The 19,337-nt window shown below is 64.5% G+C and carries 17 protein-coding genes and 1 pseudogene; 9 read left to right on the top strand and 9 right to left on the bottom strand.

Annotated elements, in window-relative coordinates:
• The coding region (locus KUO17_RS02910) for a patatin-like phospholipase family protein (protein ID WP_217973530.1) at nt 1–1,046 on the top strand (1,046 nt) is incomplete at its 5' end.
• 6 nt (nt 1,047–1,052) lie between these two features.
• Here the strand turns inward: KUO17_RS02910 and KUO17_RS02905 are convergent.
• Together KUO17_RS02905 and KUO17_RS02900 are read right to left on the bottom strand one after the other, a co-directional pair.
• On the bottom strand, nt 1,053–1,838 hold the full coding sequence (locus tag KUO17_RS02905; protein ID WP_217973529.1) for an MlaA family lipoprotein: 786 nt from the start codon (nt 1,836–1,838) through the stop codon (nt 1,053–1,055).
• Nucleotides 1,831–3,130 (bottom strand): annotated as a pseudogene (locus tag KUO17_RS02900) (serine/threonine protein kinase). Before KUO17_RS02900 ends, KUO17_RS02905 begins: the two are co-directional and overlap by 8 nt.
• A gap of 241 nt (nt 3,131–3,371) precedes the next feature.
• Here KUO17_RS02900 and KUO17_RS02895 point away from each other — a divergent pair.
• Nucleotides 3,372–3,734: a hypothetical protein gene (locus KUO17_RS02895; RefSeq protein WP_217973528.1), complete on the top strand. Its 363-nt coding sequence runs from the start codon at nt 3,372–3,374 to the stop codon at nt 3,732–3,734.
• A 115-nt stretch (nt 3,735–3,849) separates the two neighbouring features.
• Here the strand turns inward: KUO17_RS02895 and KUO17_RS02890 are convergent, their stop codons facing one another.
• Nucleotides 3,850–5,403 carry a glycoside hydrolase family 17 protein gene (locus KUO17_RS02890; protein ID WP_217973527.1) on the bottom strand — a complete coding sequence of 518 codons (1,554 nt, stop codon included), beginning with the start codon at nt 5,401–5,403 and terminating at the stop codon, nt 3,850–3,852.
• A gap of 168 nt (nt 5,404–5,571) precedes the next feature.
• Between KUO17_RS02890 and KUO17_RS02885 the strand changes: the two genes are divergently transcribed.
• From KUO17_RS02885 to KUO17_RS02875, 3 genes are all read left to right on the top strand, one after another.
• Nucleotides 5,572–6,420, top strand: coding sequence for a glycine betaine ABC transporter substrate-binding protein (locus tag KUO17_RS02885; RefSeq protein WP_217973526.1), 849 nt, complete (start codon nt 5,572–5,574; stop codon nt 6,418–6,420).
• A 192-nt stretch (nt 6,421–6,612) separates the two neighbouring features.
• Complete coding sequence (locus tag KUO17_RS02880; protein WP_217973525.1) at nt 6,613–6,924, top strand: DUF485 domain-containing protein; 312 nt, start codon at nt 6,613–6,615, stop codon at nt 6,922–6,924.
• Entirely contained in the window at nt 6,921–8,579 is a 1,659-nt protein-coding gene (locus KUO17_RS02875) for a cation acetate symporter (RefSeq protein WP_217973524.1), read from the top strand. The genes KUO17_RS02880 and KUO17_RS02875 overlap by 4 nt, the downstream gene beginning before the upstream one ends.
• 77 nt (nt 8,580–8,656) lie before the next feature.
• On the opposite strand, the gene KUO17_RS02870 is transcribed toward KUO17_RS02875, so the two are convergent.
• Nucleotides 8,657–8,809 (bottom strand): DUF3309 family protein, encoded by a 153-nt coding sequence (locus KUO17_RS02870; protein ID WP_010224169.1) that lies wholly within the window; start codon nt 8,807–8,809, stop codon nt 8,657–8,659.
• Between the two features lie 221 nt (nt 8,810–9,030).
• Between KUO17_RS02870 and KUO17_RS02865 the strand changes: the two genes are divergently transcribed.
• From KUO17_RS02865 to csrA, 3 genes are all read left to right on the top strand, one after another.
• Nucleotides 9,031–9,846, top strand: a complete 816-nt coding sequence (locus KUO17_RS02865) for an SDR family oxidoreductase (RefSeq protein ID WP_217973523.1) — start codon at nt 9,031–9,033, stop codon at nt 9,844–9,846.
• Between the two features lie 50 nt (nt 9,847–9,896).
• Entirely contained in the window at nt 9,897–10,229 is a 333-nt protein-coding gene (locus KUO17_RS02860; RefSeq protein WP_217973522.1) for a YnfA family protein, read from the top strand.
• A 124-nt stretch (nt 10,230–10,353) separates the two neighbouring features.
• Entirely contained in the window at nt 10,354–10,542 is a 189-nt protein-coding gene (csrA, locus tag KUO17_RS02855) for a carbon storage regulator CsrA (protein ID WP_217973521.1), read from the top strand.
• Nucleotides 10,543–10,548: 6 nt separating this feature from the next.
• On the opposite strand, the gene KUO17_RS02850 is transcribed toward csrA, so the two are convergent.
• The 5 genes from KUO17_RS02850 to mnmC all read right to left on the bottom strand — a co-directional run bounded on the left by KUO17_RS02850 (nt 10,549) and on the right by mnmC (nt 17,680).
• Nucleotides 10,549–10,776: a YheU family protein gene (locus KUO17_RS02850; protein ID WP_217973520.1), complete on the bottom strand. Its 228-nt coding sequence runs from the start codon at nt 10,774–10,776 to the stop codon at nt 10,549–10,551.
• 58 nt (nt 10,777–10,834) lie between these two features.
• The gene (locus tag KUO17_RS02845) at nt 10,835–12,019 is read right to left on the bottom strand and encodes an osmoprotectant NAGGN system M42 family peptidase (RefSeq protein WP_217973519.1); all 1,185 of its coding nucleotides are present in this window, start codon (nt 12,017–12,019) and stop codon (nt 10,835–10,837) included.
• A 16-nt stretch (nt 12,020–12,035) separates the two neighbouring features.
• Nucleotides 12,036–13,781: an N-acetylglutaminylglutamine synthetase gene (ngg, locus tag KUO17_RS02840; protein WP_217973518.1), complete on the bottom strand. Its 1,746-nt coding sequence runs from the start codon at nt 13,779–13,781 to the stop codon at nt 12,036–12,038.
• A 3-nt stretch (nt 13,782–13,784) separates the two neighbouring features.
• Nucleotides 13,785–15,572: an N-acetylglutaminylglutamine amidotransferase gene (locus KUO17_RS02835; RefSeq protein ID WP_217973517.1), complete on the bottom strand. Its 1,788-nt coding sequence runs from the start codon at nt 15,570–15,572 to the stop codon at nt 13,785–13,787.
• 104 nt (nt 15,573–15,676) lie between these two features.
• Entirely contained in the window at nt 15,677–17,680 is a 2,004-nt protein-coding gene (mnmC, locus tag KUO17_RS02830) for a bifunctional tRNA (5-methylaminomethyl-2-thiouridine)(34)-methyltransferase MnmC2/FAD-dependent 5-carboxymethylaminomethyl-2-thiouridine(34) oxidoreductase MnmC1 (protein WP_217973516.1), read from the bottom strand.
• A 101-nt stretch (nt 17,681–17,781) separates the two neighbouring features.
• Here mnmC and pap point away from each other — a divergent pair, with 101 nt between their 5' ends.
• Entirely contained in the window at nt 17,782–19,272 is a 1,491-nt protein-coding gene (pap, locus tag KUO17_RS02825) for a polyphosphate:AMP phosphotransferase (RefSeq protein ID WP_217973515.1), read from the top strand.
• Nucleotides 19,273–19,337: the final 65 nt, after the last annotated feature.

The following is a 19,337-nucleotide window of genomic DNA, read 5'->3' as shown; positions in this document are numbered from 1 at the left end:
ACCCGTTCCCGGTGATCGTCGGCACCTCGGCCGGTGCCATCAACGCAGTGACCCTGGCCAGCGGCGCGTTGCATTTCGCCGAGGCCATCCACCGCCTCACCAGCTTCTGGCAAGGCTTTCGCAGCCATCAGGTGCTGCGCAGCGACTGGCCGGGGGTGATCCGCCAGGCCAGCCGCTTCGTCGGCCACAGCCTGCTGGGCCTGGGCGCCCAGGTGCCGGTGGCGCTGCTCGACAGTTCGCCGCTGCGCAAGCTGCTCAACCAGCACCTGGACCTGAACGGTATCGGCCACGCCATCGAGCAGCAGCACTTGCGCGCGGTGGCCGTCACCGCGTTTGGCTACGAGTCCGGCCAGGCGGTGACCTTCTACCAGGGCAAGGGCGCCATCGACCCCTGGCTGCGCCACCGGCGCATCGGTCTGCCGACCCGCCTGAGCGTCGAGCACCTGCTGGCCAGTTCGGCCATCCCGTTGCTGTTTGCGCCGATCAAGCTGGGCGAGGAGTTCTACGGTGACGGGGCTGTACGCCAGTCGGCGCCGATCAGCCCGGCGTTGCACCTGGGCGCCAATCGGGTGCTGGTGGTGGGGGTCAGCGGCAACCCGCACGGGCCCACGCCGGGTGCGGTGCGTGAACGCGTCTTCAGTGGCAAGCAGCCGAGCCTGGCGCAGATTGGCGGGCACCTGCTCAACAGCACGTTCATCGACAGCCTGGAAGACGACCTCGAGCTGCTGCAGCGGCTCAACCACCTCAGCCACCTGTTGCCCTCGGACGTGCAGCCGCGGCGCCTGGGGCTGGCGCCGGTGGAGGTGCTGGTGGTCGCGCCGAGCCAGCCGCTGGACGAGATCGCCGCCCGTCACCGGCGTGAGCTGCCGGCAGCCTTGCGCATGTTCCTGCGCGGCCCGGGGGCGACCAAGACCAGCGGCGCCGGGGTACTCAGCTACCTGCTGTTCGAGGCTGGCTATTGCAGCGAGTTGATCGAACTTGGCCGGCGCGATGCACTGGCCAAGCAGGACCAGCTGCGGCGCTTTCTCGGCCTGGCGCAGGCCTGAGCCGAACTACTCGGCGATCTGCAGGCGACGCGCCTCGGTGTACACGTAGCGCACCTTTTCGTATTCGAACGGCGAGTTCAGCTGGCCATAGCGAAAGCTGGTGGTATAGCGCTTGTCGACCGCGCGCAGTACCCACACCTCGGGGTGATTGCTGCTGACTTCGGCCACGTTGAGGAAGTTGATCCAGTTCTCGGCGCTGTAGTCCACCGCCAGGCCGCCGGTGTCGCGCAGGTTCGAGGGGCCAAGAAGCGGCAGCATCAGGTACGGGCCTTCGGGTACCCCGTAGAAGCCCAGGGTCTGGCCGAAGTCCTCGCTCTGGTGCGGCAGGCCCATCCTGGTGGCCGGGTCCCACAGGCCGGCGATGCCGATGGTGGTGTTGAGCAGCAGGCGCGCGGTGATTTCCATCGAGCGCTTGCCCTTGAACTGCAACAGGCTGTTGAGCAGGTTGGGCACGTCGCCCACGTTGCTGAAGAAGTTGCTCACCCCGGTGCGCAAAAAGCTCGGGGTGACGTAGCGGTAGCCATTGACCACCGGCAGGAACACCCACTGGTCGAAGCGGTAGTTGAAGTGGTACAGCCGGCGGTTCATCGACTCCAGCGGGTCGTAGACGTTCAGCGCGGTCAGGGTCGAGCGTTCGAATTCGCGCTGGTCCAGGCCCGGGTTGAACTTGAGCTCCTTGAGCGGTTCGGTGAAACCGTCCGACTCGACCACGCTGGCCCGCGGTGGCGTTTCGTCGGCCTGGGCCAGGCCTGCGGCAAGCAGTGCCGTCACGATCAGCAGTTGTTTAACCACGGAAGAACTCCAGCATCGCGTCGCTGTTGACACGGTAGTTGATATTGCCGCAGTGCCCGCCGTGCGGGTACAGGGTCAGACGGTCGCCAAAGGTACTGCGCAGGAAACCGATGTCCCCAGGGCCCAGGATCACGTCGTCGGCGTTGTGCATCACGGCGATCTTCGGGCTGTTCTGCAGGTAGTCCTTGAGCGCGTACAGGCTGACCTGGTCGACCAGTTGCAGCAGGCTGCCGCCGTCGGTGCGTGCGCGCCACATCGGAATCACCTGCTCGGTCAGGTAGCAGTCGAAATCGCATTGCAGTGCGCGTTTGAAGAACGGCGTGAGGCTGCTGCCTTCGGTGATCGGGTACTTGGGCGGAATGATCAGGCCGCGGCGGTTGATCAGGTCGGAGGTGAAGGCGATGTCGGCCGCCGAGAAGCGGAACGAGGTGCCGATCAGCATCGCCATCTGCTCGTTGCTCAGGTGCTGGCGTGACTGCTGGAAGTCGTACAGCAGTGCGTCATTGAGGTCGATGTAGCCTTTTTTGCTGGAAGTAGCGCGTCAGCTTGGCCAGCACCAGCTCATAGAACGTGGTGCCGCTGGTGACGCCCTTGACCTCGGTCTGCACCAGCTTGTCGAGGTTGCTGATCGAGGTGTAGAGGTTGACCGGCGGGTTGAGCAGCAGTACGCGCTTGAAGTTGAAGCTGCGCCGGGTTTCGTCCAGGTGGCTGACGAACGCGGCATCCAGCGCGCCCAGGCTGTAGCCGGTGAGGTAGAACTCGCTGATCGGCAGGCGCGGGTGCTGGGCGCGCACGCCCTGCATCACCCGGTACAGGTCTTCGGCGTCTTCGGCGGTGACGCCGGGGGTGGCGAAGCGCGAGGCGGCGCTGATGAAGTCGAAGCTGGTGGGCGAGGACAGCTGCACCACATGGTAGCCGGCCTTGTAGTAGAGCCGCTTGAGGTACTCGTTGAGGCTGCTGGTGTAGGGCGCCCCGGTGCCGGCGATGAGGAAGATCAGCGGTGCTTCGTGGTCCTGCCTGGCCAGGCGATAGCGCAGCTTTTTCACTGCCCAGAAGTTGTCGGGCAGGATGAACTCGCGTTCAGGGCGGATGTTCAGGCTGTAGTCGGACTGATCGATATCGTCGTCGGTCGGCAGTTCAGGGCGCAGTTCGGGCGGCGTGGACGCAAGCGTTGCCTCGAATGGATTGGTCAGCGGGTAGCCATAGGTGGCCGCATCGACGTCCACCGCCGAGGCGGCCGCACTCGACAAGAGGCCGCCCAACAGGGCAGCGAGGCGCAGTGATCGAAGCATGGCGGATCCCCAGCAAAGGCTTGGCAAAGTGTGTACTGCAGGCTAGGACACTGGCGTTATCGGCAAAGTTGCCTTGTGTCCCGGCTTTTATTGTCCCGGATGTTGCCGTGCGGGTGGGCGCCAGGGCAACAGCCGGTTTCATTTCTCATGAGCTTAAAGTAGCTGAGGCTGGCGCTTTTGCCTTGCATAGACGCCTTGGAGGATTATGCTGGGCGCCGATTTCACTGTTTCCGGAGTTGCCATGAACCGCCGTTTGCCGCTGATCGCCTTGCTGGTGTGCCTGTCGTTGTGGGTGGCGGCCTGTTACGGGGTGCGTTACGGCTTCATGGAAGACCCAAGCTGGGTGGGGGTGTGCACCTCACCCCAGGTGAGCTGGGAGTGCCAGTTGCGCGCCACGCTGGGCTTGCTGATTCATTTCCGGGTGCTGGGCTGGGCGGCCATGGGCCTGGCGCTGGTGGCGTTCGTGGTGCCGCGTCGTGGCGGCTGGTGGCTGGCGGTCGTGTCGCTGGTGTTCGGGGCGGCGGCGCTGGTGTTGTACAACGTCAGCCTGGCAGTGTTTGCAATTGTACTGGCGGGGTTGCGGCTGGTGCGCAGCAGGGCTTGAAACCACGCTGTGCCCTTCGCTGGCAAGCCAGCTCCCACAGGTACAGCGGTGCTCTTGCAGCCTGTAGAGAACCTGTGGGAGCTGGCTTGCCAGCGAAGGCTGCTGAAGCCAGGGCTCAGGTTCGCCTGGCCCGCAAGCAACGCCACAGCGCTGCCACCATGCCCGCGCTGACCAGCGCCCAGGCCAGCGCCTGCTGGCTGCTCGGCCCCTCGATGTACAACTGCGGCGCAATCCCCGCGCCCACGATGAAGGTCAGCAACGCTACCTCTGCACGCGCCACCGGCACCGGTCGCAGCAGGTACACCACCGCCGGCAGCACCAACGCAGCGCTCGGGAAGCTGCGGTAGCGGGCGTCGAACACCAGCGCCAGCATGCTCACCGCCGCTGCGAACCCCGCCGCGATCACCCACCAGCCCGCACGTGCCTCAAGCCAGGCGAACAGCCGTTCACGCCAGCCACTGCGCTGCGCCAGCGCCAACGCGGCATGGGCCAGCACCAGCAGGTTCAGGCCCACCAGCAACAGCGCCCATACCCACTCTTCGGCAAACCGGCTGTTGATCCGTACCAGTTCGCCCCACAAGCCCAGGCTCGCCGCACCCAGCGCCGCCAGCAACGGCAGCGCCAGCCCTGCTCGCACACCGCGCACCGGGCCGGCCAGCACCAGCGTGGCAGCAAACAGCAGCACGCTGATGCCCAGCCACTGTGGCCACAACGGCAAGTTGCTGACCGGACCTTCCAGCACGCCCTTGTCCTGCCGGTCGGCGTCGTACAGGCCCCAGTAACCGCCAACCGCACCTTCGCTGGCACGCTTCCACGGCTGGTCGAAGGCCTCGATCAGGTTGTAGTGCCAGCCCTGCTGCTCGGCCATGGCGACGAACCCGCGGATGAAGCGCGCTTCGTTGACCCGGCTGGGCACGGCGGTTTCACGCTGGCGGCCTTCACTGGGCCAGCCGGTTTCGCCAATCACGATATCCTTGGGCGCGAAACGGTTGCCGAACACCTGGCGGATTTCACCCACGTGCATCAGTGCATCGTCGATACCCCTGGGGTCATCTTCCCAGTAGGGCAGCAGGTGGATGGTCAGGAAGTCGACCTCAGGTTCCACCTGTGGATGCTGCAGCCAGAAGTCCCACACATCGGCGTAGGTCACCGGCACCTGCACCTGGCGTTTGACCTGGCGGATCAGCTCGGCCAGGCGATCGCCGGTGACTTCCCGGCGCAACAGCACCTCGTTGCCGACGATCACCGCGCGGGTGATGTCCGGGTTGGCGTTGGCGGTGGCGATCAGTGCCTTGATTTCCTTGTCGGTGTCGACCGGGTTGGCATTGACCCATGCGCCGAACATCACCTTCAGGCCATGCTTGCGGGCCAGTTGCGGGATGTCCTCCAGGCCGGTCATCGAGTAGGTGCGGATACACTCGAAGCGTTGCGCAAGCAGCGCAAGGTCGGCATCGACGCGCTCCAGGCGCACCTTGAAGGGCTGGTCGAACGGTGATTGGTCCTTGTCGAACGGCGTGTACGAGGCACATTGCAGCTTGTGCGTGGCACTGGCAGCATCGGGCAGCAGCACCGGCTTGCCCAGGCCGTACCACAGCCCTCCCAGCGCGAGCAGGCCGAGCAGGCAGGCAAACAGGTAGGGCAGCAACGGGAAGCGCGCAGTCAGGGGCATGGATCGGACCGGTCAGGATGCAAAGCGGTCAATACTACCTTCAAAACCCGCCTGGGTTGTTGACCTTGTGTTGTCGTTTCTCGATGTTTCGACGTCGCTGCCAGAGCAGGTTGCCCCGCACCAGCGGTTGATGATGCAACTTCCGTGACGTGACGAGGGGATGCTTTGATGAAAATGCGACGACTCCTGGGGGCGGGCAGCGCCCTGTTACTGGCCATGAGCACCAGCATGGCAATGGCCAAGGAAGTAAGCATCGGCTACGTCGATGGGTGGTCCGACAGCGTGGCCACCACCCATGTGGCAGCCGAGGTGATCAAGCAGAAGCTCGGTTATGACGTCAAGCTGCAGGCAGTGGCGACCGGGATCATGTGGCAGGGCGTGGCCACCGGCAAGCTCGACGCCATGCTGTCGGCCTGGTTGCCGGTGACTCACGGCGAGTACTGGACCAAGAACAAGGACAACGTCGTCGATTACGGCCCCAACTTCAAGGATGCCAAGATCGGCCTGATCGTGCCCGAGTACGTCAAGGCGCAGTCGATCGCCGACCTCAAGACCGATGACAGCTTCAAGAAGAAGATCGTCGGCATCGACGCCGGCTCCGGCGTGATGCTCAAGTCCGAGCAGGCGATCAAGGACTACGACCTCACCGGCTACAAGCTGCAGGCCAGCTCCGGCGCGGCCATGACCTCGGAGCTGGGGCGTGCCTACGCCAAACAGCAGTCGATCGCGGTCACCGGCTGGGTGCCGCACTGGATGTTCGCCAAGTGGAAGCTGCGTTTCCTCGAAGACCCCAAGGGCGTGTTTGGCGCCGCCGAAACCGTCAACAGCATCGGCAGCAAGCAACTCGACAGCAAGGCTCCGGAAGTCGCGGCGTTCCTGAAAAAGTTCTCCTGGCAGTCCAAGGATGAAATTGGCGAGGTCATGTTGGCCATTCAAGAGGGCGCAAAGCCTGAAGCTGCCGCCAAGGACTGGGTGGCCAGGCACCCCGAGCGCGTCGCCGAATGGGTCGCCAAGTAATGGCTTGATGCCTCTATCCTGCACCTTCCAGGGCCGCACCCTCGCTATCGAGTGTGCGGCCCTTGTCATTGGCGGCTGTTACGCACCCTGTAAAAGAGTTTTACATCTAAGACTAAGGTCGTCTGGAGTGCGTCCCAAGGCAGCATAAAGTGGAGTGGGTACTACCTAATCTGTGCTGCGAGGACAAAAACAATGAACGACAGCATTTATCTCTCGATACAAAACAGCCCGCGGTTCAAGGAGCTGGTGTCAAAACGGGAACGATTCGCCTGGATTCTTTCGGCAATCATGCTCGGGCTTTACTCCGCTTTCATCCTGTTGATTGCCTATGGTCCCCAGATACTGGGTGCCAAGATCAGCCCTGACTCTTCGATTACCTGGGGCATCCCCCTGGGTGTCGGCCTGATCGTCTCGGCCTTCATCCTCACCGGTATCTACGTGCGTCGCGCCAATGGTGAGTTCGATGAGCTGAACACCGCGATTCTGAAGGAGGCTCAGCAATGATCCGGCGTCTACTGGCAACACTGGCCTTTGGCGCGTTTGCGCCTGCCGTCTGGGCCGCCGACGCCTTGACCGGCGAGGTGCACAAGCAACCCCTCAACGTTTCGGCGATCCTGATGTTCGTCGCCTTCGTCGGTGCCACCCTGTGCATCACCTACTGGGCTTCCAAACGCAACAAGTCCGCGTCTGACTACTACGCCGCGGGCGGCCGCATCACGGGCTTCCAGAACGGCCTGGCGATTGCCGGCGACTACATGTCGGCAGCGTCCTTCCTGGGTATTTCCGCGCTGGTGTACACCTCCGGCTACGACGGCCTGATCTACTCGATCGGCTTCCTGGTGGGCTGGCCGATCATTCTGTTCCTGATCGCCGAGCGCCTGCGCAACCTGGGTAAATACACCTTCGCCGACGTGGCCTCGTACCGCCTTGGGCAAAAACAGATCCGCACCCTGTCGGCCTCGGGCTCGCTGGTGGTGGTGGCGTTCTACCTGATCGCGCAGATGGTCGGTGCCGGCAAGCTGATCCAGCTGCTGTTCGGCCTGGACTACCACGTGGCGGTGATCCTGGTGGGCATCCTGATGTGCATGTACGTGCTGTTCGGCGGCATGCTCGCAACCACCTGGGTACAGATCATCAAGGCAGTCCTGCTGCTGTCCGGTGCCAGCTTCATGGCGCTGATGGTGATGAAACACGTCAACTTCGACTTCAACGCGCTGTTCTCCGAGGCGATCAAGGTTCACCCCAAAGGTGAGGCGATCATGAGCCCTGGCGGCCTGGTCAAAGACCCGATCTCGGCGTTCTCGCTGGGCCTGGCACTGATGTTCGGTACCGCCGGCCTGCCGCACATCCTGATGCGCTTCTTCACCGTGAGCGACGCCAAGGAAGCGCGCAAGAGCGTGCTGTACGCAACCGGCTTCATCGGCTACTTCTACATCCTGACCTTCATCATCGGTTTTGGCGCAATCCTGCTGGTGAGCACCAACCCGGACTTCAAGGATGCAGCAGGTGCCTTGCTGGGCGGTAACAACATGGCGGCGGTGCACCTGGCCGATGCGGTCGGTGGCAGTATCTTCCTGGGCTTCATTTCGGCCGTGGCCTTCGCCACCATCCTGGCGGTGGTTGCCGGCTTGACCCTGGCCGGTGCCTCGGCGGTGTCGCATGACCTGTATGCCAGCGTGTGGCGCAAAGGCAAGGCCAACGACAAGGATGAAATCCGCGTCTCGAAGATCACCACCATCGCACTGGGCGTGCTGGCCATCGGCCTGGGCATCCTGTTCGAAAGCCAGAACATCGCGTTCATGGTCGGCCTGGCGTTCTCGATCGCTGCCAGCTGCAACTTCCCGGTGCTGCTGCTTTCGATGTACTGGAAGAAACTGACCACCCGCGGCGCCATGGTAGGCGGCTGGCTGGGCCTGGTGAGTGCGGTGGGCCTGATGGTGCTGGGGCCGACCATCTGGGTGCAGATCCTGGGTCACGAGAAGGCTATCTTCCCGTATGAATACCCGGCGTTGTTCTCGATGCTGATCGCGTTTGCCGGTATCTGGTTCTTCTCGATCACCGACAAGTCCAAGGCAGCCGATGAGGAACGTGCGTTGTTCTTCCCGCAGTTTGTGCGTTCGCAGACTGGCCTGGGCGCAAGTGGTGCAGTTTCGCACTAAGTGCACGATGTAAAAAAAACGGCCTTCGGGCCGTTTTTTTTTGGTCTGTGGGGCTGCAACGCAGCCCCGGGCCTTCTCTATATCTTGCCGAGCAACAACAGGATCAACAGAATGATCAGCACGGTACCAATGATGCCTGACGGGCCATAACCCCAACTTCTGGAGTGCGGAAAGACGGGTAAGCCACCGATCAACAGCAGAATCAGGATGATGATAAGTATGGTGCCCATGGCAGAGTCCTTTTATTGAGTACGGTAATCAGCGTGTGCAGGTGCGATCCATCTCTTGGGTCTAGACGTTCATGTCCGCCTGTTAATTCGGACTCCCACAGGCAAGAGAAAGTTTAGTTCGTTGTGTGTTTGCCTGCGTTATTCAGCATCCTGATACAGCGTGGGCTGCGACGAGGGCTTCGCTACACTGGCTGTCACCTCCAGTCACAAGGCATTTGTGTATGCAAAATCGCATGATGATCACTGGCGCCGGCTCCGGCCTTGGCCGCGAGATTGCCCTGCGCTGGGCCCGCGAGGGTTGGCGATTGGCCCTGAGCGATGTGAACGAGGCCGGCCTGCAGCACACCCTGGCGCTGGTGCGCGAGGCCGGTGGCGACGGCTTTACCCAGCGCTGCGACGTACGCGACTACAGCCAGCTCACCGCGCTGGCCCAGGCCTGCGATGAAAAACTCGGCGGCATCGATGTCATCGTCAACAACGCCGGTGTCGCCTCGGGCGGCTTTTTTGCCGAGCTGTCACTGGAAGACTGGGACTGGCAGATCGCGATCAACCTGATGGGCGTGGTCAAGGGCTGCAAGGCCTTCCTGCCGCTGCTCGAACGCAGCAAGGGACGCATCATCAACATCGCGTCGATGGCGGCGCTGATGCAAGGCCCGGCCATGAGCAACTACAACGTGGCCAAGGCCGGTGTGGTGGCGTTGTCCGAGAGCCTGCTGGTCGAGCTGCGCCAGCAGGAGGTGGCGGTGCATGTGGTGTGCCCTTCGTTCTTCCAGACCAACCTGCTCGATTCGTTCCGCGGCCCCACGCCGGCGATGAAGGCGCAGGTCGGCAAGCTGCTGGAAAGCTCGCCGATCAGTGCCAGCGAGATTGCCGACTACATCCATCAGCAGGTGGCGCGCGGCGAGTTCCTCATCCTGCCCCACGAGCAGGGCCGCCAGGCCTGGCAGCTCAAGCAGCACAACCCCCAGGCGCTGTACGACGAGATGGCCGACATGGCCGCCAAGATGCGCGCCAAGGGGCGTCAATCTCAAGCCTGAGCGGCCGTCTGGCGGTATGCTGTCCACTTTTGCGTGGGTGGGCAGCGGACGTGGTCAATTATGTGTGGTTCTTTCTGGCGGCCGTATTCGAGATTGCCGGCTGCTACGCGTTTTACATGTGGCTGCGCCTGGGCAAGAGCGCCTGGTGGATCGTGCCGGCGCTGTTCAGCCTGACGCTGTTCGGGCTGCTGCTGACCCGCGTTGAAGCGGCCTACGCCGGTCGCGCCTATGCGGCGTACGGCGGCATCTACATCGTCACGTCGCTGCTGTGGCTGGCACTGATCGAGCGTGCACGGCCGCTGGGCAGCGACTGGCTCGGCGCGCTGCTGTGCGTGATCGGAGCCACCCTCATTGTGCTGGGGCCGCGCCTGCAAAACAGCTGATATGACCGGATCTTGTAGGCAAAATCCGCGTTAACTGTAGGATCGGTCTATTTGCCTGTCAGAGCATTGAACCGTTTCAGCACCCGGTTCAGTCTCCAGTCTCCCTGATGTGGAGGATTGGAACATGCTGGTCATAGGCCGTGAAGTCGGAGAGGTCATCACTATCGATGACGACATCAAGATCAAGGTGCTGGCGGTGGATGGCAGCACGGTGCGCTTCGGTATCAGTGCACCACGGGACGTCGAAGTTCACCGCGCGGAAATCTATCGGCGCATTGCCGAGCAACTGGGCAAGACCGTGCACGGTGACTGAGACGGCTCAGTCGAGCAGCTCACGCGGTACGTCGTGCTTGGCGAGCAATTGGCATTGCTGGCTTTCCAGGTCGAACAGAATGAACGCCTGGCCCTTGGCCAACGCCTGGCGTACGCGCAGGACGCGGGTTTCCAGCGGGGTGTCGTCGCCATTGTCGGTGCCATCGCGGGTGACGAAGTCTTCGATCAGGCGGGTCAGGGTCGGGGCTTCGAGCTGGTCGTAGGGAATCAACATAAAAAGGCACATCAGGGAAGGTTTCGCACATGCTACGCGAAACCTTCCCTGCATGTGGCTAGCCTTTTTGTCCCACCAGGCTGTCCACTGCCGGCACGCGTGTGTCGCTTTCCATCTGTGCGTCATGCTCGAGCTGGTGGCTGAAGCTCTCCAGCGAGCTGCCGGTGGGCTTGGAGTCGCTGGCGAACACGGGCGGGCTGAGCAGGTAGGCACTGAGCAGGCGGCTTAGAGCGGCCAGGCTGTCGATGTGGGTGCGCTCGTAGCCATGGGTGGCATCGCAGCCAAACGCCAGCAGCGCGGTACGGATGTCGTGGCCCGCCGTGATTGCCGAGTGCGCGTCACTGAAGTAGTAGCGGAACAGGTCGCGGCGCACCGGTAGCCCGTGCTCGCGCCCCAGGCCCAGCAGGTGGCGCGACAGGTGATAGTCGTAGGGGCCAGCCGAATCCTGCATGGCCACGCTGACGGCATGTTCGCTGGAGTGCTGCCCCGGCGCCACGGGCGCGATGTCGATACCGACAAATTCACTCACGTCCCACGGCAGCGCCGCCGCTGCCCCCGAGCCGGTTTCTTCGGTGATGGTGAACAGCGGGTGGCAATCGATCTGCGGCTGGATACCGCTTTCGACGATCGCTTTCAGCGACGCCAGCAGGGCGGCCACGCCGGCCTTGTCATCCAGGTGCCGGGCACTGATGTGGCCACTTTCGGTGAACTCGGGCAGCGGGTCGAAGGCGACGAAGTCACCAATGCCGATGCCCAGCGTCTCGCAGTCGGCGCGGGTGGTGCAGTAGGCATCCAGGCGCAGTTCCACGTGTTCCCAGCTCACCGGCATCTGGTCGACGGCGGTGTTGAAGGCGTGCCCGCTGGCCATCAGCGGCAACACGCTGCCGCGAAACACCCCAGTGTCGGTGAATACGCTCACGCGGCTGCCTTCGGCGAAGCGGCTCGACCAGCACCCCACCGGGGCCAGGCCCAGGCGGCCGTTATCCTGCAGGGTACGTACGCTGGCGCCGATGGTGTCCAGGTGCGCAGATACGGCGCGGTCAGGCGAGCTCTTGCGGCCCTTGAGGGTGGCGCGGATGGTGCCGCGGCGGGTCAGCTCGAAGGGGATGCCCAGTTCTTCCAGGCGTTCGGCCACATAGCGCACGATGGTGTCGGTGAAGCCGGTGGGGCTGGGGATGGCAAGCATCTCCAGCAGGACTTTTTGCAGGTAGTTGAGGTCGGGTTCGGGCAATTGTTCAGGCATGCGGACTCCTCGTTTGCTACGGCACCGGCCGGCTGTGGGGGAACAGCAGGTCGACGAAGCGTTCGGCAGTGGGTTGTGGTTCGTGGTTGGCCAGGCCGACGCGTTCATTGGCTTCGATGAACACGTAGTCGGGCTGGTCGGCGGCCTTGACCATCAGGTCCAGCCCCACCACCGGAATGTCCAGGGCGCGGGCGGCGCGTACGGCGGCATCGGCCAGGGTCGGGTGCAGGCGTGCGGTGACGTCCTCCAGGCAGCCACCGGTGTGCAGGTTGGCGGTACGCCGCACCGCCAGGCGCTGGCCGGCGGGCAGCACGCTGTCGTAGTCGACGCCGGCCGCCTGCAGGGTGCGTTCGGTTTCGCCATCCAGCGGGATCTTGCTTTCGCCGCCGGTAGCGGTCTGCCGGCGACGACTCTGGGCCTCGATCAGCGCGCGCACGCTGTGCTGACCGTCGCCGGTGATCGCGGCCGGGTGGCGGATCGCGGCAGCCACCACCTCGAAGCCGATCACCACGATGCGCAGGTCCAGACCTTGGTGAAAGCTCTCCAGCAGCACGCGGCTGTCGAACTGACGTGCCTGTTCGATCGCGGCGTCAAGCTCCTCGAGCGTGGTCAGGTTGACCGCCACGCCGTTGCCCTGTTCTCCGTCCAGCGGCTTGACTACGACCGCGCCGTGGTCATCGAGAAACGCCAGGTTGTCGGCAGCGTTGCCGGCCAGTTGTTGCGCCGGCAGGTTCAAACCGGCGTTTTCGAGCACCTTGTGGGTCAGGCTCTTGTCCTGGCACAGGGTCATGCTCACGGCACTGGTGAGGTCGCTGAGCGACTCCCGGCAGCGCACCCGCCGTCCCCCATGATTGAGGGTGAACAGCCCGGCATCGGCATCGTCGACCTGCACGTCGATGCCGCGCTTGTAGGCTTCTTCGACGATGATGCGGGCATAGGGGTTGAGCCCGGCTTGCGGGCCGGGGCCGAGGAACAGCGGCTGGTTGATGCCGTTCTTGCGCTTGACCGCGAAGGTCGGCAGGTTGCGAAACCCCAGCTTGGCGTACAGCCGCTTGGCCTGGCGATTGTCGTGCAGTACCGACAGGTCCAGGTGGCTCAGGCCACGGCTCATGAAGTGCTCGATGAGGTGGCGCACCAGCACCTCGCCCACGCCGGGCCGGGTGCAGTTGGGGTCCACGGCCAGGCACCACAGGCTGCTGCCGTGCTCCGGGTCGTCGAAGGCCTTGTGATGGTTCAGGCCCATCACGCTGCCGATCACCGCGCCGCTGTGCTCGTCTTCGGCCAGCCAGTACACCGGCCCGCCGAGGTGGCGCGGGGTGATCAGGGCCGGATCGACCGGCAGCATGCCGCGGGCCACGTACAGGTCGTTGATGGCTGCCCAGTCGCTGTCGTTGTGTGCGCGACGGATGCGAAAGCCACGGAATACCCGCTGCGCCTGGCGGTAGTCGCTGAACCACAGGCGCAGCGTGTCGGAAGGGTCCAGAAAGAGCTGTTGCGGTGCCTGCGCCAGCACTTGTTGCGGGGCGGCGACGTACAGCGCGATGTCGCGTTCGCCGGGCTGCTCTTCGGCCAGTGCAGCGGCAAGGCTGACGGGGTCGGGGTAGGTGTGGCCGATCAGCAGCCGACCCCAGCCGCAGTGCAGTGAACGCGGCTGGTCATGCGGCTCGCTGCCGTCGCCGGCCAGTTGTGCCTGCAGGCGCTCATAGGACGGCACCTGGCCGCGCAGCAGGCGCTGGCCGTAGGGTGAGGCGTGGGCTTTCATCGATCAGATTCCTTGTTCGCTGAGCCACAGGTTCAGCGCGGCCAATTGCCACAATTTCGAACCGCGCAGCGGCGTCAGCTGGCCATGTGGGTCGCTGAGCAGGCGGTCGAGCATCGCCGGGTCGAACAGGCCGCGGTCCTGGCTGGGGTCCAGCAGCAGCTCGCGCACCCAGTCCAGGGTGGCGCCTTGCAGGTGCTTGAGGCCGGGTACCGGGAAGTAGCCTTTCTTGCGGTCGATGACTTCGCTGGGGATGACCAGGCGGGCGGCTTCCTTGAGCACCTGCTTGCCGCCATCGGGCAGCTTGAACTGCGCCGGGATACGCGCCGACAGCTCCACCAGGCGGTAGTCCAGGAATGGCGTACGCGCCTCCAGGCCCCAGGCCATGGTCATGTTGTCGACCCGTTTGACCGGGTCGTCGACCAGCATCACCGTGCTGTCCAGGCGCAGCGCCTTGTCCACCGCCGCGCTGGCGCCGGGCTGGGCGAAGTGCTGGCGCACGAAGTCGCCGGCGGCATCGTTGTCTACCCGCCAGCCAGGCTGCACGGTGTCGCGGTACTCAGCCAGGCTGCGGTCGAAGAACGCATCGCGGTAGGCTGCATAGGGGTCCTTGGCGCCGTCCACCTGCGGGTACCAGTGGTAGCCGGCGAACAGTTCATCGGCGCCCTGGCCGCTCTGTACCACCTTGCAGTGCTTGGCCACTTCCCGCGACAGCAGGTAGAAGGCGATGCAATCGTGGCTGACCATCGGCTCGCTCATGGCGCGGAAGGCCGCTGGCAACTGCTCGATGATTTCGCGCTCATCAATGCGCAACTGGTGATGGCGGGTGCCGTAGTGTCTGGCGATCAGGTCTGAATACTGGAATTCGTCGCCGCGCTCGCCGCCGGCGTCTTCAAACCCGATGGAGAAGGTCGACAGGTCCTCGACCCCTACTTCGCGCAGCAGGCCCACCAGCAGGCTCGAATCGACCCCGCCTGACAGCAGTACGCCGACATCCACGGCGGCGCGCTGGCGAATCGCCACGGCTTCGCGGGTGCTGTCGAGCACACGGTCGCGCCAGTCTTCCAGGGTCAGGTGCTGTTCGTCGGTGCGCGGGCCGTAGTGCAGGTTCCACCATACGTGCTGTTCGCAGCGGCCCTGGGCGTCGACGCGCATCCAGGTGGCCGGCGGCAGCTTCTCGATGTTGGCCAGCAAGGTACGCGGCGCGGGGACCACGGCGTGGAAGTTCAGGTAGTGGTTGAGCGCCACCGGGTCGAGCACCGGGTTGATGTCGCCGCCCTTGAGCAGCGCCGGCAGGCTGGACGCGAAGCGCAGACGTTCGCCGGTGCGCGACAGGTACAGCGGCTTTACGCCCAGGCGGTCGCGGGCCAGGAACAGCTGCTGGCTGTCACGTTCCCAGATCGCCAGGGCGAACATGCCGTTCAGGCGCGGCAGCAGGTCGGCGCCCCAGGCGTGATACCCCTTGAGCAGCACCTCGGTGTCACCGTCGGAATAGAAGGCGTAGCCAAGACTTTCCAGCTCTTTGCGCAATTCAGGAAAGTTGTAGATGGCGCCGTTGAACGCCAGCGACAGGCCCAGTTGGCTGTCGACCATAGGCTGGGCCGAGCCGTCGGACAGGTCCATGATCTTCAGGCGTCGATGGCCCAGGGCAATCGGCCCCTGGCTATGGAAGCCCCAGGCATCCGGGCCGCGAGGCGCCAGGTGATGGGTGATCCGCTCGACGGCGGCGAGGTCCGCCGGGCGCGATGGGGTGGCTACAGGGGTGAAACGAAACTCTCCAGCTAATCCGCACATAAGTCCTTACCGGTTTTTCCGTTGGGGAAGGTGCCCTGAATTCAGGCACATAGGAACTGACCGGTGCGGATCCTGTGAGTTTTAGATCAATCTGTTATAAGCGGTCAGCCTCGCCTGGCCTTGCCGCGAATCAGTTCGCGCAACATGAAGCGGTTGGGGTGGCAGGCTTCGGCCACGCTGCGGGGCACCGGCAGGGGCGCATTGTCGACCCAGGCGGCCAGCAGTTCGCCGGCCAGCGGCGCAGTGATCAGGCCGCGCGAGCCATGCCCGCTGTTGATGTACAGGCCTTCCAGCCACGGGCAGGGCGTGTCCGGCAACTGGCGTGCATCCTTGGCCAACTGGGCATAGGCCAGGTCGAAGGCGGCCTTGTCCGCCAGCGGCCCGACAATCGGCAGATAGTCGGGACTGGTGCAGCGAAACGCGGCGCGCCCTTGCAGCGTGGCCGGGTCCAGCTGTGCCGCGCCGAGGCGCTCGGCGAGGTCGGCAGAGATGTCGTTCAGCAGGCTCAGGTTGCTCTGATGCTCGGCAGCCGTGGGGGCCAGGTCGGTGCTGTGGAAGTCGAAGCTGGCGCCCAGGGTGTGCTCGCCCAGGCGTGGCGGCGCGACATAGCCGTCGGCGCACACCACGGTGCCCAGCGCCCGGCTGGCGGCGGTGGCCGGCAAGCGGGTGATCTGGCCGCGAATGCGCTTGAGGGGCAGCTCGGCGCTTGGCTCGAAGCGATCAATCTCGGCGGCGCTGGCCAGCACCACCAGTGGCGCACTGGCCAGCAGCCGCTCGCCGTCCCAGGCTTGCCACAGCCCGTCGACCTTGCGCAGTTGAACCACCTCGTGGTGGGTCAGCAATTCGATGTGGGGGTGCTGCGCCTGCCACTGGCACAGCGCCGGGGGGTGCACCCAGCCGCCTTCGGGGTAGTACAGGCCGCCACTGGCCAGCGCCACACCCGCCACTGCCTCGGCCTGCGGGGTGTCCAGGCGTTGCAGCAGCGTGTCGCTGAACGCGGCGTCCAGGTGCGCCTGGCGCTGGTCTTCCTTGGCATCGAAGGCCAGTTGCAGCACGCCGCAGGCGTCCCAGTCGGTACCGCGCTGCAGGTGTTCGAGCAGGCGACGGGTGTAGCCGAAGCCGCTGACGATCAGCCGCGACAGGGCGGTGCCGTGGGCCGATAGCTTGAGGTAGAGCACCCCTTGCGGGTTACCCGAGGCTTCACGTGCGGGGGCGTCGTGGCGCTCCAGCAGGCGCACCTGCCAGCCGCGCGCGGCAAGGCTGGCGGCGCTGGCGCAACCGGCCAGGCCAGCACCGATCACCAGCGCTTCACGCGGGCCGGGCAAGGGCGCGGGGCGCTGGTACCAGGGGGCGATCGGCGCAGGTTCGGGTTGCTCGATGGGCCAGCCGGTGAATGCGCCGCGCAGCACTTCCCATTTATTGCCGATGCCGGGAATACGCTTCATCTTGAAGCCCACCGCGATCAGGCCGCGGCGCACCCAGCCGGTGCTGGTGAACGTGCCCAGGGTGGCACCGGGGGCGGCCAGGCGGCCCAGTTGGGCGAACAGTTCGGGCGTCCACATGTCGGGGTTCTTGGCCGGCGCAAAGCCGTCGAGGAACCAGGCGTCGATGGGCGCATCCAGTTGGGCCAGTTGCTGCTGTGCATCGCCGATCATCAAGGTCAGGGTCACCCGGCCGTGCTCGAACACAAACTGCTGAAAGCCCTCATGCACCGCCACGTACTGCTTGAGCAGCGGCTGGCTGAACGGGGTCAGTTCCGGCCACAGGGCCAGCGCCTTGCTCAGGTCGGCGTGGTTCAGCGGGTATTTTTCGACGCTGACGAAATGCAGGCGGGCCCCGGCCGGTGCATGTGCCGCGAATTCCTGCCAGGCACAGAAAAAGTTCAGGCCGGTGCCGAAGCCGGTTTCGCCGATGACCAGGCAGGCGCCGTCGGCCAGCGCGGCGAAGCGCTGGCGCAGATCGTTCTGCTCGATGAACACATGCCGGGTTTCGGCAAGGCTCTGCTCCTTGGAGAAATAGATGTCGTCGTACTGACGCGAATGCGGGCGGCCTTGTGCGTCCCAGTCGATCTGGGCGTACTGGGTCGGGGTAGCGGGGGTGTCGGTCATGATCGGCTCGGCAACAGCGGGTCCGGCATTCTAGCCGATCGCCTTGCGACAAAGCGCTGCGTGATCCGCTAGTCTTGCTTATCCAAGAAGGGAGCCCTGGTATGTTCGAATCCGCCGAAATTGGTCACGCCATCGACAAAGATACCTACGACGCCGAAGTGCCGGCGTTGCGCGAAGCCTTGCTGGAGGCCCAGTTCGAACTCAAGCAGCAGTCCCGTTTCCCGGTGATCGTGCTGATCAACGGGGTCGAGGGCGCGGGCAAGGGCGAGACGGTCAAGCTGCTCAACGAATGGATGGACCCGCGCCTGATCGAGGTGCGCACCTTCGACCAGCAGACCGACGAAGAGCTCGCCCGCCCGCCGGCGTGGCGCTACTGGCGGGCGCTGCCGGCCAAGGGGCGCATGGGCATCTTTTTCGGTAACTGGTACAGCCAGATGCTGCAGGGCCGCGTGCACGGCGAGTTCAAGGACGCAGTGCTCGATCAGGCCATCAATGCCACCGAGCGCCTCGAGGAGATGCTGTGCGACGAAGGTGCGCTGATCTTCAAGTTCTGGTTTCACCTGTCCAAGAAACAGATGAAGGCGCGCCTCAAGTCGCTCAAGGACGACCCGCTGCACAGCTGGAAGATCAGCCCGCTGGATTGGCAGCAGTCTGAAACCTACGACCGTTTCGTGCGCTATGGCGAGCGCGTGCTCAGGCGCACCAGCCGTGACTACGCGCCGTGGCACGTGATCGAGGGCGTCGACCCGCACTACCGCAGCCTGGCGGTGGGGCGCATCCTGCTGGAAGGCCTGCAGAATGCCTTGAAAGCCAGGGAGGTCGGGCGCCAGACGCATATCGCGCCGCTCGGTGAGGCCATCGATGAGCGCAGCCTGCTGGGCAGCCTGGACATGACGTTGCGCCTGGACAAGAGCGACTATCAGGAGCAGTTGATTACCGAGCAGGCGCGCCTGGCCGGCCTGCTGCGCGACAAGCGCATGCGGCGCCACGCGCTGGTGGCGGTGTTCGAGGGGAATGATGCGGCGGGCAAGGGCGGGGCGATCCGGCGCGTGGCGGCGGCACTTGACCCGCGCCAGTACCGTATCGTGCCGATTGCCGCCCCCACCGAAGAGGAGCGCGCGCAGCCTTACCTGTGGCGCTTCTGGCGGCATGTGCCGGCGCGCGGCAAGTTCACCGTGTTCGATCGTTCGTGGTACGGGCGCGTGCTGGTGGAGCGGATCGAAGGGTTTTGCACCCCCGCGGACTGGATGCGCGCGTATGGTGAAATCAACGATTTCGAGGAGCAGTTGCACAACGCCGGCGTGGTGCTGGTGAAGTTCTGGCTGTCGATCGACGAGCAGACCCAGCTGGAGCGCTTTCAGGAGCGTGAGCAGATCCCGTTCAAACGCTTCAAGATCACCGAAGAGGATTGGCGCAACCGCGAGAAGTGGGGGGCGTACGCCGAGGCGGTGGGGGACATGGTCGATCGCACCAGCACCGAGGTGGCGCCCTGGACGCTGGTGGAAGCCAACGACAAGCGCTGGGCGCGGGTAAAGGTGTTGCGTACGATCAACGAGGCGCTGGAAGCGGCGTTCAGGAAAGACAAGAAGTAGTCACTGGCCTCTTCGCTGGCAAGCCAGCTCACACAGGGTCATGTGCGCGCCGCAGAACCCTGTGG

Source organism: Pseudomonas aegrilactucae (assembly GCF_019168305.1).
GTDB classification, from domain to species: domain Bacteria; phylum Pseudomonadota; class Gammaproteobacteria; order Pseudomonadales; family Pseudomonadaceae; genus Aquipseudomonas; species Aquipseudomonas aegrilactucae.
The sequence above is the reverse complement of the archived record's forward strand: the minus strand, read 5'-3'. Positions and strand labels throughout refer to the sequence as shown.

What these genes read in the sequence shown, in the direction of transcription:
- KUO17_RS02880 (WP_217973525.1), top strand. Translation starts at nt 6,613, where the DNA reads ATGAACGACAGCATTTATCTCTCGATACAAAACAGCCCGCGGTTCAAG.
- pap (WP_217973515.1), top strand. Translation starts at nt 17,782, where the DNA reads ATGTTCGAATCCGCCGAAATTGGTCACGCCATCGACAAAGATACCTAC.
- KUO17_RS02890 (WP_217973527.1), bottom strand. Translation starts at nt 5,403, where the DNA reads ATGCCCCTGACTGCGCGCTTCCCGTTGCTGCCCTACCTGTTTGCCTGC.
- KUO17_RS02850 (WP_217973520.1), bottom strand. Translation starts at nt 10,776, where the DNA reads ATGTTGATTCCCTACGACCAGCTCGAAGCCCCGACCCTGACCCGCCTG.
- ngg (WP_217973518.1), bottom strand. Translation starts at nt 13,781, where the DNA reads ATGAAAGCCCACGCCTCACCCTACGGCCAGCGCCTGCTGCGCGGCCAG.
- KUO17_RS02865 (WP_217973523.1), top strand. Translation starts at nt 9,031, where the DNA reads ATGCAAAATCGCATGATGATCACTGGCGCCGGCTCCGGCCTTGGCCGC.
- KUO17_RS02845 (WP_217973519.1), bottom strand. Translation starts at nt 12,019, where the DNA reads ATGCCTGAACAATTGCCCGAACCCGACCTCAACTACCTGCAAAAAGTC.
- KUO17_RS02895 (WP_217973528.1), top strand. Translation starts at nt 3,372, where the DNA reads ATGAACCGCCGTTTGCCGCTGATCGCCTTGCTGGTGTGCCTGTCGTTG.
- mnmC (WP_217973516.1), bottom strand. Translation starts at nt 17,680, where the DNA reads ATGACCGACACCCCCGCTACCCCGACCCAGTACGCCCAGATCGACTGG.
- KUO17_RS02885 (WP_217973526.1), top strand. Translation starts at nt 5,572, where the DNA reads ATGAAAATGCGACGACTCCTGGGGGCGGGCAGCGCCCTGTTACTGGCC.
- KUO17_RS02870 (WP_010224169.1), bottom strand. Translation starts at nt 8,809, where the DNA reads ATGGGCACCATACTTATCATCATCCTGATTCTGCTGTTGATCGGTGGC.
- KUO17_RS02835 (WP_217973517.1), bottom strand. Translation starts at nt 15,572, where the DNA reads ATGTGCGGATTAGCTGGAGAGTTTCGTTTCACCCCTGTAGCCACCCCA.
- csrA (WP_217973521.1), top strand. Translation starts at nt 10,354, where the DNA reads ATGCTGGTCATAGGCCGTGAAGTCGGAGAGGTCATCACTATCGATGAC.
- KUO17_RS02875 (WP_217973524.1), top strand. Translation starts at nt 6,921, where the DNA reads ATGATCCGGCGTCTACTGGCAACACTGGCCTTTGGCGCGTTTGCGCCT.